Annotated in this window: 10 protein-coding genes; 3 read left to right on the plus strand and 7 right to left on the minus strand. The window is 60.2% G+C overall.

What is annotated here, in order from left to right; translation table 11 throughout:
• The 5 genes from JET17_RS14755 to JET17_RS14775 form a co-directional block, all read right to left on the minus strand.
• Positions 1 to 957, minus strand: coding sequence for a glycosyltransferase family 2 protein (locus JET17_RS14755; protein WP_012314760.1), 957 nt, complete (start codon positions 955 to 957; stop codon positions 1 to 3).
• On the minus strand, positions 950 to 1567 hold the full coding sequence (locus JET17_RS14760) for an acyltransferase (RefSeq protein ID WP_012314761.1): 618 nt from the start codon (positions 1565 to 1567) through the stop codon (positions 950 to 952). Before JET17_RS14760 ends, JET17_RS14755 begins: the two co-directional genes overlap by 8 nt.
• A gap of 114 nt (positions 1568 to 1681) precedes the next feature.
• Positions 1682 to 3148: an FAD-dependent oxidoreductase gene (locus JET17_RS14765; RefSeq protein ID WP_012314762.1), complete on the minus strand. Its 1467-nt coding sequence runs from the start codon at positions 3146 to 3148 to the stop codon at positions 1682 to 1684.
• The gene (locus JET17_RS14770; RefSeq protein ID WP_233100402.1) at positions 3145 to 3417 is read right to left on the minus strand and encodes a hypothetical protein; all 273 of its coding nucleotides are present in this window, start codon (positions 3415 to 3417) and stop codon (positions 3145 to 3147) included. The genes JET17_RS14765 and JET17_RS14770 overlap by 4 nt, the downstream gene beginning before the upstream one ends.
• A complete protein-coding gene (locus tag JET17_RS14775) occupies positions 3408 to 4784 on the minus strand; it encodes an oligosaccharide flippase family protein (protein ID WP_012314763.1) in 1377 nt (458 codons plus the stop codon). Before JET17_RS14775 ends, JET17_RS14770 begins: the two co-directional genes overlap by 10 nt.
• A gap of 94 nt (positions 4785 to 4878) precedes the next feature.
• Between JET17_RS14775 and JET17_RS14780 the strand changes: the two genes are divergently transcribed.
• The 3 genes from JET17_RS14780 to galE all read left to right on the plus strand — a co-directional run bounded on the left by JET17_RS14780 (position 4879) and on the right by galE (position 10048).
• Entirely contained in the window at positions 4879 to 6405 is a 1527-nt protein-coding gene (locus JET17_RS14780; RefSeq protein ID WP_012314764.1) for an O-antigen ligase family protein, read from the plus strand.
• A 4-nt stretch (positions 6406 to 6409) separates the two neighbouring features.
• Positions 6410 to 9010, plus strand: coding sequence for a hypothetical protein (locus tag JET17_RS14785; protein ID WP_012314765.1), 2601 nt, complete (start codon positions 6410 to 6412; stop codon positions 9008 to 9010).
• 75 nt (positions 9011 to 9085) lie between these two features.
• A complete protein-coding gene (gene galE, locus JET17_RS14790) occupies positions 9086 to 10048 on the plus strand; it encodes a UDP-glucose 4-epimerase GalE (protein WP_012314766.1) in 963 nt (320 codons plus the stop codon).
• A gap of 66 nt (positions 10049 to 10114) precedes the next feature.
• Here the strand turns inward: galE and JET17_RS14795 are convergent, their stop codons facing one another.
• Positions 10115 to 10921 carry a CpsD/CapB family tyrosine-protein kinase gene (locus JET17_RS14795; protein WP_012314767.1) on the minus strand — a complete coding sequence of 269 codons (807 nt, stop codon included), beginning with the start codon at positions 10919 to 10921 and terminating at the stop codon, positions 10115 to 10117.
• Between the two features lie 12 nt (positions 10922 to 10933).
• A complete protein-coding gene (locus JET17_RS14800) occupies positions 10934 to 12502 on the minus strand; it encodes a GumC family protein (RefSeq protein WP_012314768.1) in 1569 nt (522 codons plus the stop codon).
• Between the last annotated feature and the right edge of the window lie 18 nt (positions 12503 to 12520).

Below are 12520 nucleotides of genomic sequence, written 5' to 3' on the forward strand. Positions count from 1 at the left end.
CTACCGTGTGGGTTGGCTGGCAAACTGGGTCTTGAACAACAGTGACCAGGTGGCGCGCGTGTGCAGCCAACAGGCCTTGATCGCGCCCCAGCCTCGCCCCTTGAGCAATGCCTTGAGCGCCAGTACCAGGTCACCCAGGCTCACCAGCAGCATGTGCAGGATCAAGCCCGACACGCCATGATGCTTGCGAAAGTACAGCAGCTCACTCTCGATCTGGTAGCTGGAGATCTGCCGGCTCGCGGCCTCCAGTTCGGCGACCGACTTGGAGCTCTCCCCGCCGATGTGCACGACGGTAGTATGCGGGTAGAACACCACCTTCCAACCGGCATCCTTCACCCGCTTGCAATGGTCGACCTCCTCGTAATAAAGAAAGTAGCGCGGGTCGAACAGGCCTACCTGATCGAGCACTTCACGACGCACCAGGTAGAAGCAGCCCGGTAGCCAGTCACATTCACGCACCGAGGCATGGTCCCAGGCCATCTCATCGACCATCTTCAGCCCTGGGAAAAAGCGCCCAAGCCCGGTACGCGCGACAAACACATTCAGGGGCGTGGGGAAGTAACGGCAACTGGGTTGCAGGTCACCGTCGCGCCCCACCAGGCGGACGCCCAGAACGCCGCAGTCCGGGTGCGCGTCCATGTAATCGACGGTTTTTTGCAGGCTGTCGGCAGCGACGAAGGCGTCGGTGTTGAGCAGCAGCGCGTACCTGCCCTGCAGGTGCGCCAGCAACTGATTGTTGGCGCGGCCAAAACCGACATTATGCGTGTTGCTCAGCAGCACAGCTTCCGGGCAGACCTCGGCCAGACGCTGCACCGAATCGTCGACGGATGCGTTGTCAACTACCAGATAGCTGGCCAGCCGTTCACTCCCGGCCTGGCGCAGCGCATCGAACATCGGCTGCAGCAACGATGCGGTATTGAAGTTAACGACCATCACGTCGACGGGTTTTCTATCCATTGCTGCCGTCTCCGAAGAAATATTCGCTGCGTTGGCGTGCCAGTGCAGGTTCCACCGTCGGGTCGTAAGCGCCTTTGCGTTGCTTGACCGTCTCTATCCAGGGGTAGGCATTGCAGCGCGCCTCGACCCGGTTGATCAGTTCTTCAGTCGTACAGATGACTTTGGCCGGGTTGCCTCCGACTACCGTACCGGGCGGTACATCCTTGGTGACGACAGCCCCGGCAGCAACCACCGAGTCAGGCCCGATGGTCACGCGCGGCATGACGATCGCGCCATGCCCGACAAAACAGTTGTCCTTGATGTCAATGTAGCCAACCGAATCCAGGTGCTTGCCGTAACAGATCTCGATCAGCGCAACCACACCGTCGTGGCCGATCAAGGTACAGTCCGACAGGCCCACATTGCTGCCGATGCGCACCAGAGTGGGGTCGGTAACATTGCAGCCGCAGTTGATATAGACATTGTTGCCCACCGAGTGGAATTTGCCCCACCGTGCCAGGTAGGTGCCCCACTCCAAGGGCGTAGGGTTGCAGAATTTCTTGTAAGCCGAACCTCCCCTTCCTGTTGAGTGGACATACTGCGTCATGGCATTGCGTATCCATCCAATCATTTCTGCTACCCTCGCACGTCAAGCGGTCCTGGACTGTCCCTGAGGCGAACCGGTCTCGTTCTTCTTTATGCTGACCGTATCGCGCTCAACCCTTTCCCCACATTGCTGATCCCTTCAAACCATTGCTCCACTGGCCGCTTTCATCTTCGCATCGAGGTGGTCGGCCAATCTGAGTGCGAACTGCAACAGCGGCATCGTCGGGTTCGAGGCGCCGCCTGTGGCAAAAATGCTGCTGCCGGCTACATAGAGGTTTTCACTGCCGAACACCTTGCAGTCGGCGTCGACCACGCCGAACTCAGGGGATGCCGCCATACGTGTGGTGCCCATGTGATGGGCATGGGGCGACAGTTTCAAGGGCAGCTCGGTGTCATAGACAAAATCGTTGAGCTTGACGAAACCGAGCCCTGCCTGGGCGAACTGCTTGGCCAGTTCAGCGCCGATGCACTTGATGGTATGCCTGTCGGTGGCACTGAGTACCCAATTGACATTAACCTTGGCGACGCCCAGCTCATCTGTTTCGTCGAGCAGCGAAATGCGGCTCTGGGCATCCGGGAATTGCTCGATCATCGTGGTCATGACGCCATCGCCGGGGCAGCTGAACTTGGCGACGAACTCAATCTTGCTGGCCACCCCCAATTGACACGCCAGGGTTTCCAGAAAATATTTGACCTCGGCCGTTCTGCCGTAGGTTTGCACATCGGAGAGCACCGTAGCGGAAACATTGCCCTTGCCGGCATGGTACTGAGCGACGAATGCATCGGTGGTGTAATACTGGCGTGGCTCGATGCCCAGGCCATCTTTGAGTATGAAGGTACCCAAGTCGATGTTCAGGTGCTCCATCAGGCAACGTCCGGTAAGGCCCTCCTTTTTCACCACGCCCGCACCCCCCAGTGAAGCGCTGTTGAGCAATTGCCTTGCATTCTCGATCGCCCCCATCGCCAGGACGAACTGATTGGCCACGACACGTTCGCGATGCTGGTCGTAATCGGACACTACCGCGGCCTTCAACTGTCCTGAGGCCTGATCGAATTCGAGATCGACACAGTTGCAGTGGATGAACACTTCCAGCCCAGGCGTTTGCGTGAGCGCCGATGCGTACTTTTGCGCGAACCGTGTTGGCGGGCTCAGCAGAAAACGGTCAGCATCGAATTCGCCACCGTTCAGGCCTGCGTTCACGGTTTTAAAGTCAGCCCCGTGCGGCAGGTCAACGATCGCCATGGCCGCCGGCAGATAGCGCTCGATCTGCGCATAGTCGATCGGCCAGCCCGGCATGCCGACAGGCGGTGCTACGGCAAAATCCGAAGCAGTGAAAGGGCGACAACGGCCTGCCCAATGATTGGAGGTGCCGCCCAGGTAACGCAGGCGGGTCTGTTCGGCATACAGCTCAAGGCCGGTGGAGGTGCACGCGTAGAGTTCCTGCGAGCGCGGTTCATACTCACGCCCTCCCCCCTCGAGCAGCACCACGCTCCACCCCGCCTGCGCCAGCTGCAGGGCCAGGGTGATGCCGGCCGGGCCGGCACCGATGATGCACACGTCGTAGGCCTTGCGCAGGGTTTTCTCAGCCTGGAAGTCCTTGATCATGCTCCACTGTCCTTGAAGTATTCGCTAGGCAAGACCCACCCGTTGATCAAGACGAACCCGCCCTGTTGCGCAGTTTTGCGCACAACGCGGGGGCCGGTACCGAAGACCGCTACGCCGGCACCCAGTAACATCCCATTGCGAAGAAAGCTGCGACGACCCAGTTGTCGATCAAGAAACTGTAGCTTCCCCATGATCACAAGACCTATGCCGTTGATTTTATCCAGCGCGATATCGTTATGTGCAGCCTGCCGGGAAGGCTTCAGAGCCATTCGAAAAAGCGCGTGATCAGGAACCCACACAATGCACCGACCGCTATCATCGGTAGCACCATAAGTTCACGCTTCATACTCCAGATATTCAGCTTGGAATTGACATAGACGATCAGTGCCAGCGTCGGGAAGGTATGCAGAGCGGCACCCCAGATGGCGTACTTCACTCCGCCAATGGCCAGCAACAACGGTATCAGTGTCCACAAAGAGACGAGCCGGATGATGTTGTCCATCGCCTGGTACTTGGTATGGCCCAACGCGATCCACAGCTGATGTGCCAAGGTATAGCGCAAGGTGAAGAACGACAGCGAAAGGATAGCCAGCATTGGGCCTGCGTCGGCATAGCGCTCATCGTACATCCAGCCGATCAGCAGTGGGCTGGCAGTCAGGAATCCGCCACACAGGAACAGCATGACCAGATCGACCAGCAGCCTGAAGTGGAAATAGAGTTTTTTCAGGCGCGCTTGGTCACCGGCCCTGGCAGCCTCGCTGAAGGCCGGAAGCGCCACTGACCCAACCAGTTTGAGCAAGCCGGTCTGGATCGACCCAAGAATCAGCACGGCAATGGAATACACCCCAAGCTGCGCCACCGTCATCGTGCCGCCGAACCAGATGCGGTCGCCATACATGGCCAATACCCCGACCATCGAAGACAGCAGTATCCAGCGACCGAACACGATCAGTTCGGTCAGCGCTGCACGGTCCCATTGCAGGCGGTTGTGCGGGCCTTGCAAGGCGAAATGGCCCAGCAACGTGCCAAACAGCGCCGATGCCAGGCCGGCAATCACCAGTGACCAGATGGACCGGGTGAAATACCCGATCACCAGCATCGTGATCAACCCGACGACCTGCGATGCGAGTTCTATCAGCACCACGCGCTTTTGCTGAAAGGCGCGGACCGCGACGTCTATCTTGGTGGATTGGAAACCCCAGATGATCGCAGAAATGCCGGTCACCGCCAGCACCAACGGAAGCTCTGGCGCTGCATAGGTGGAATGCGCCGGCCACAGATCGGCCAGTTGCGCCCACCAGGCGCCGAGGGCCAGCAGCAGCGTCAGCGTGAACAGCACAAAGCCGCGCACGATCTGCACCGTCCAGGCGGTGTTGAGGAACAATGGGTCGTCGCCGCGGTGGCTCTGGATGATGTTCTGCCGCAGGCCGACATCGGACAGCAGGTGAAGCAGCACAGAAACGGTCGTGGCAATGACCATGACCCCAAACATTTCCGGCAGCAGTATCCGCGCCATGATCAGGTTGCCGCCCAGGCGCAGCACCTGCGAGGCCACCAGAGAGACCAGGTTCCATGCGCCTGCGCCCATGGCACGCTTGCGCAGACTGGCAGGTGCTTGCACATCAATCGACGGCATGACTTGAATCTCTGACTGAATGGCTAGAAGTCACTATAGTTTCAATTAGCCATGATGCTAGTACCCATCCACCCAGGGACAGGTGACCTCTCCCATGCCCGAACATTTACGTGCGCTGATCGTTATTTTGTTCCTGGCTTGCGTGGTGTTCTTTCTCGCACGCAGCCCGGCAACGGACCTGATTGCCGAGAGCGACTTCAAGCGGCGCCGCAACCTGTGGTTCGCGTTGACACTGGTGGCCTTTTTTGCCCACAGCTACTGGATCTACACAGCCGTTGCCGCGGTCATCCTGCTCACGGCCAGGCGCCGCGAGCGCAACCCCATGGCGCTGTTCTTCCTGTTGCTGTTCGTCATTCCGCCCGCGTCGAAAGAGGTGCCCGGCTTTGGCGTGGTCAACTACCTGATCGAGCTGAACCATCAGCGCATCCTGACCCTGTGCGTGCTGCTCCCCGCCGCACTGGTGCTGAGCAAGCAGAGCGACACGCTGCGTTTCGGCCGCCTGTGGGCCGACAAGCTGCTGGCCGCCAGCCTGTTGCTGATGGGGCTGTTGTATCTGCGCGAGACGACGATTACCGATACCCTGCGCCAGGCGGTGTACCTGTATGTCGACGTGTTCCTGCCCTACTACGTCGCCAGCCGCGGGTTGAGGGAGCTGAGCGACTTCAAGGACGCGATGCTGGCCTTCGTCATTGCCGCTTTGGTCCTGTCGCTGCTGGCCGTCGCTGAGTACGCGCGCCACTGGCTGCTGTACAACGCCTTGCTCGACGCCCTGGGTGTGCAATGGAGCATGAAGGGCTATCTGAGCCGGGGCGGTTCGTTGCGCGCCAGCGTCACCGCCGGCCAGGCAATTGCCCTGGGCTATGTGATCACGGTTGCGATTGGTCTGTTTCTGTTCGTGCAGGGCTTTGTGCGCAGCCGGCTGCAGCGCAACCTCGGGGCCTTGCTGCTGGCCGCCGGCCTGTTTGCGCCACTGTCACGCGGCCCCTGGGTGGGCGCGGTGGTGATGATTGTCGTGTTCATCGCCATGGGCAAGCGCGCAGTCACGCGCCTGTCCCTGCTCGCACTGGCGGGGGTGCTGAGCATTCCGCTACTGACCATCGTGCCCGGCGGCGAAAAGATCCTCGACCTGCTGCCGTTCATCGGCAGCGTGGACAATGAGAACATTACCTACCGCGAGCGACTGCTCGACAATTCGTGGATCGTCATTCAGCGCTACCCGTTGTTCGGGTCGTTCGATTTCCGTAACACCCCGGAAATGCAATCGATGATCCAGGGCGAAGGCATCATCGACATCGTCAACACCTACATAGGGCTGGCGCTGAGGATCGGCCTGGTAGGGCTGGCGCTGTTCGTGGGGTTCTTCGCCTGCGTCCTGCAAGGTATCAACAAGTCCCTGCGCACCTTCCCCGACAAGGATGACCCTTACCGTCAGCTCGGTCGTGTACTGCTGGCGACATTGCTGGGCATTCTGGTGACCATCTTCACCGTCAGCAGCATCACGGTGATCCCGGTGGTGTACTGGTCGATTGCCGGGCTCGGCATCGCCTACATCCAGATGGTCCGCAGGCACGCTTTTACCGATGCCGAAGACCCTGCCAACGCCAGCCTGCAACCGAGGTAGTTCGATGACCGACTCTTCATTGCGCCCCATCACCCGGGCAACGGCCCTCGTTGGTCTGCTGATGCTGCCGTTGGCCGGCATGGCCTCGGACTGGGTCGTCAGCGTCGACGAACAGAACGGCCTGCCCAACCTGACGCGCGGCGGCGGCCCGGCCTTTGTCTCAAGCTTCGACTTCTGGGGTGAAGACTGGAGCTGGACGGGCTTCTACCCGACACTCAAGGTTGAGGGGCCTTACCGCTACACCTTGACGGGGCGGAACAAGGACCTTGATTTCGACCTGAAAGCCGATATCCAGAAGGAGCAGGTGCAAACCTTGACCTGGCACTTCGACCTGCAGGCACAGAGCAAGCAGGCCGATGTGATGGGCGGCGGCATCGTCTGGCGCTTCGACCCGGCGCTGATCGCCGGGGAAATGGGCGACCCGGTGCTTTTGCCCGGCAACCGTGGCTGGGCCTGGGGCAAGAACAGCGGCGGGCCGCGAGTGCAAATGCGCTTCGATCCCGCGTTGGCCAAGGTCTATTTCGAGCGGGGCGATACCAGCCAGGTACGTACCTTCTTCTACACCGACCCGATTCTGCCTGGCCGCCAACAAATAAAGGCGGTGCTGACCGTTGCCGGGGATATCGCCATAGGCCCCACTCCCAGCGAACGCTTCGGCCTGGCCGACCCCACGCAATGGCCGGACGACCAGCTGGACTGGCGCACCTCACCTGTGGACCTGTCGTTCCTCAACGCAGGGGAAAAACCAGCCGGCAAACGTGGTTTCGTCAAAGCATCCGGTGAACAACTGGTGTTTGCCGACAACACCACGGCGCGCTTCTGGGGCACCAACCTGTCGGCTTATGCGCTGTTCAAAACGCCTGACGATGAAATCAAGGCGCAGGCCAAGCGGCTATCGGCACTGGGCTTCAACCTGGTACGGCTGCACCACCACGACTCCCCGTGGGTGAGCCCGAACATCTTCGGCGATCTCACACAGCTCAAGAACACCGAGCAGCTCGACGCCGAAGCGCTAAGGAAGATCGACTGGTGGATCAAATGCCTCAAGGACGAAGGCGTGTATGTCTGGCTCGACATGAACGTGTCACGCATCCTGACCGCCAACGACAACATCTACGCCTTCGATGAACTGCCCAAAGAGCAAGGCGTTGCCGGCGTGAAGGGCTATGCCTACGTCAACGTCACGATTGCCCAGGCAATGAAGCGCTTCGCCGAACGCTACATGACCCACGTCAATCGCTATACGGGGCTTGCCTACAAGGACGATCCGGCAATCGCGGCCATTTTGCTCACCAACGAAAACGACATCACCCAGCACTTTGGCAACGCGCTATTGCCGGACAAGGGTGTGCCCCGCCACAGCCGGCTATACATGGACGAAGCCAAGGCCTTCGCCGCCCGCCAGGACCTGCCGGCGGACAAGACCTGGCGTGCCTGGGAACACGGCCCCTCCAAGCTGTTCCTCAACGACCTGGAGCACCGCGTTTTCGCTGACATGATCAAGGATCTGCGCAACATCGGGGTCAAGGTGCCCATCTCCACCACCAGCACCTGGGGCGGCAACGGCTTGTCTTCACTGCCGTCGCTGACCACGGGTGACGTCATCGATGCACACAGCTATGGCGGCATCGGGCAACTGGAGAAAAACCCGTTGACCAGCGATGGCATGATCAACTGGCTCGGCGCCGCTCAGGTGGTGGGGCTACCGATGACGGTCACTGAGTGGAACGCCGAACCCTTCCCACTGCCTGACCGCCACTCATTGCCACTGTACGTGGCAGCGACGGCCAGCCACCAGGGCTGGGACGCAATCATGCAATACGCTTACAGCCAACAGGCCTTCTTCAGCCAGTGGCGCCGCGCAGACAACTGGAATGCCTACAACGACCCGGCGCTCATGGCCACCCTGCCCGCCGCCGCCCTGCTCTACCGCCGCGAGGACGTGCAGCTGGCGAAAACCCGTTACGTCTTCGCACCGACTCCAGACACCTTGTTCAACAGGCCGATCACACCCAATAGCTCGGTGCTGCTGCGCACCGCCATGGAAAAGGGCCAACTGCAGATCGCCATGCCCCAGACGGCGCAACTGCCGTGGCTTCAGGCCAGTACCATACCGGCCGATGCACAGGTGCTGCACGACCCAGACCACTCACTGCTCGATGCCAACGCCAGCGAGTCGGTCACCGATACCGGGCAACTGCGGCGCAACTGGCAACGGGGCGTCTACACCATCGACACGCCCTCGACCCAGGCCGCGACCGGCTGGCTCGGTGGCCAGGCCATGGACCTTGGCGACATCAAGCTGCAGCTGAAAACCGCGTATGCCAGCGTGGTGGTACAAAGCCTCGATACCAAACCGCTCAACCAGTCGCACAGCCTGCTGATTTCACTAGGTACCCGTGCCGTGCCCCGGCCCGACGACATGACTCCGTTTCACGTCGAGCCGCTCGAAGGCACCCTGAGTGTCAAGGCGCCAGCAGGCTTGAAACTCTACGGCCGTACACCCGAGGGGCAGGAGCAGGTGTTGGCGTCGACCTACGAAGAGGGGCGGTACATCATCCGTTTCAATGGGCGCAGCATGGCCAACTGGCTTTTCTTGAAATAGGGCATATCGCCATCTAGAGTCAATTCAGACCTGTATTCCAGGCATTCGACGCTGCTTCTGTTCCAGGAGGATTGGATGAAGTACTTGGTTGTCGGGGGTTCAGGCTATATCGGCTCACACATGGTCAAGCACCTGTTGGCCGCCGGGCATGATGTAGTGGTAGCGGATACCGTGGCCACCGGCCCTGATATCGAATGGGTCGAGCTGGATATCGCTGATGCGCACGCGCTTGATGCGCTGTTCGACGACTGTCACTTCGATGCCGTTTTCCATTTCGCCTCGTTCATCCAGGTGGCAGAATCGGTCACCGACCCGTGCAAGTATTACCAGAACAACGTCGCAGCCACGCTAAACCTTCTCGATGCCATGGTGCGAGCCGGGATCAGGCACCTGGTCTTCTCTTCTACAGCAGCCGTTTACGGCGACCCACAGTACATCCCCATCAATGAGCAGCACCCCAAGGCGCCGATCAATCCCTATGGGCGCAGCAAGTGGATGGTGGAGCAGATCCTTCAGGACTTCGACCGTGCCTACGGATTGCGGTCGGTGTGCCTGCGTTACTTCAACGCAGCGGGCGCCGACCCGGAAGGTTCGCTGGGTGAATGCCACGAACCGGAAACCCACCTGATCCCGTTGATCCTGCAGGCGGCCTCTGGCCGGCGCGAGGCGATCACCGTGTTCGGCCATGATTACGACACACCCGACGGCAGCTGTATTCGTGATTACGTGCATGTGGCCGACCTGGCGTCGGCACACGCGCTGGCGGTGGACTACCTGATGGCGGGAGGCGCAAGTACCGCGTTCAACCTGGGCAATGGCCTTGGGTTTTCGGTGCAGGAAGTTATCGATACCGCCCGGGTCGTGACCGGGCAGCCGATCAACGTGATCGAGGCAGCGCGCCGCGATGGCGACCCGGCCAGGCTGGTGGCGGATGCTGCCAGGGCCAGGGGGGTGCTGGGATGGCAGCCACGGTTCGATTCACTGGAGCAGATTGTGCGGCACGCCTGGGAATGGGAGCTTCAGTACCCCTGGCAATAACGTGAGCGCAATAGCAAGCAAGGAGCAAGCATGGCTAGCCAGCTCCGTGCATCAGCAATCAAAGGCTCAGTAGTAAGGCCGCGGTTGCTCATCCGCCTTGTTCAATACCGCCCCGATCAAATTCGCCGTCGCCAGATGATGCAGGCAATCTTCGATATCCTTCTTGCTGTTCACCCCGTTGGCCACTACCAGCAGCACACAGTCGAATTTCGGCAAGACAGTCAATGCATCGTCGGAACTCAACAGCGGTGGCAGATCGAAAATGCAGATACGCGAGTCGTAGCGGTCGCGCAGGTCGCTGATCAGGCTGTTGACCTTGGGCGATGACAACATCTCGGTAGACATCGGTATCGGTTCACGCGTCGGCAGCACCACAAACCGGGGCAAGGTCGGGTTGACCAGTACCTCTTCCAGCCAGGCCTCGCCTTTGAGGAGCTCGTTCAGCGCTTTGTCCATGGGCAGGCCCAGGCTGCTGCCTACCCTTGGCCGACGCAGGTCGAAGTCCACCAGCAGTGCGGTCTTGGTAGTGTGATGGGCGATGCTCATGGCCAGGTTGACAGCCAGCACCGTCTTGCCCGCCTCAGGTGTCGGAGATGTAATCGCCAAAGTCCGCCAGCCGTTTTCTTCCATGGCCTGCAGCACTTGCGTGCGCAGCAGGTCGATGGCCCCGCTCATGTTCGAGTTCTTGTTGTAGGAGACGATCCGGTTGCGTTCCAGATGCTCCGCACGCAGCGGCACCACCTTGGTCTGCACGTAATCGAATTGCCCCAAGGCTTCGGGCTGCTCCGACACGAGCGGCGCCTTTGGCGTTTCAGCGGGAGTGGGAGAAACCTGATGAATGTTCTTTCCGATAGCCGGCGTAATTCTGTCCATCGCTGCGCTTCCCTATTCAAACCGAGCCATAGCTTTAAACAGCAAGAGGTCCAGTGGCATATAGAACACGTGGACGACCACCATCAGCATAGCAACCAGTAACAACCCGGCGATGACCAGCAGCACCCGCCACTTGCGGCGCCTGGCCACATCGGCCTGCGTGGTAATGTACGGTACGGCCACCAGCACGCGCTTGCCCAGCACGCTTTCCAGCGCGCCGACACCCCGTACACGCTGGTTCAGCATTTCCAGTAGCATCACCAGCGCGCCACCCACTGCCGGCGCCAACACCAGGCCCAGTGCGACGATTTTCTTGCGGTTGGGCTTGACCGGTTTTTCCGGCATCAAGGGTGGCTCCAGCAACACGAAGCGCTCAGCCTTGTTTTCCTGCTCCAGGCTTTCTGTGATCTTCGCGCCCATTTCCTTGTTGCGGATTTCCTCATACTTCTTGCGTGCGTTGTCATGGTCACGCATCAGGGTTACCAGGCCGCGCTCCACCTGCGGTGCTTCGAGAATATCGGCCTCATAGCCTTCCATCTTGGCCGTCAGCTGACGTTTCTGTTCGGCAAGCGATGCGATGCGCGATTGAGTAGCCGCCATTTTGGTGCGTACTCTGGCAGCATCCAGATTCATGGCCGCCGCAGCGGCGATGCCCTTCTCGCCCGACGCCTTGAGCGCGTCGATCTTGCGTTTGACGGCCACCACATCGGGGTGCGCCGAGGTGTACTTGGTCAACAGCCGTGCATACTCGGCCTTGAGGCTGGCCAGATCCTGCGGTTGGTCCGCCGAGGCAGGCCTGCCGCCAGGCGTCTGCGCGGGCACCCCTGCATTGGCGGCCGCCAGCTCCAGTTCGAGGTATCGCAGCTCTTCCTGAGCTGCCTTGTAGTCGCGATCGACCTCGCGGAATTCCAGCTCCGAGCGCGACAACATGCTCATGCGCAACTGCTGGTTCTCAGGCAAGGCATTGGCATGCGCCTGCTTGAAATCCGCCAGCTTGTTCTCGAGCTCAGCCAACTCGGCGCCCAGCTTGTTCGCCTCTTGGGTAAGGAATTCGGTGGTTTCGGTCGCCCGTTCGGTGCGCTGCTTCATGTTTTCGTTGAGGAACAACGTCACCAGTTCGTCGGCCACTTCCTTGGCAACTTCAGCGCGCTTGTCCTCGTAGGAAACCGTGAACGCGACCGTCGCCTCGCCGCGCCCTTTGACGTAGGTACTGAGCGTGGCCACGACGATTGCACTGCGCATCTGCTCGATCTTGTCGGTTTCACTGAACCGCCTGCCCTTGTCGGCGAACAGGTTGTACTTGTCGATGATCTTCAGCAGGTTCTCGCGGGTCATGACGCGCTGACGAATGACCTCGATGCGCTCATCGGCAAAACTGTTGTTGTTGGCCGAGACCAGGTCCGGTGAAATCTGCTGCGACTCCACCAGGATGGTGCCGGTCGACTGGTAAAGGGGCGGCACCGTGACGGCGACCCCGATGGTTGCCGCAATCACGACCACGATGCTCACCCCCAGCAACAAGGCGCGGTCCTTGATGATGGCGATGTAATCTTTAAGGGAAAGCTCGTAGTCCGATTTCATGGTGGCCACCCGTGCGAG

The sequence above is a fragment of the Pseudomonas putida genome (assembly GCF_016406145.1).
Lineage (GTDB): Bacteria > Pseudomonadota > Gammaproteobacteria > Pseudomonadales > Pseudomonadaceae > Aquipseudomonas > Aquipseudomonas putida_E.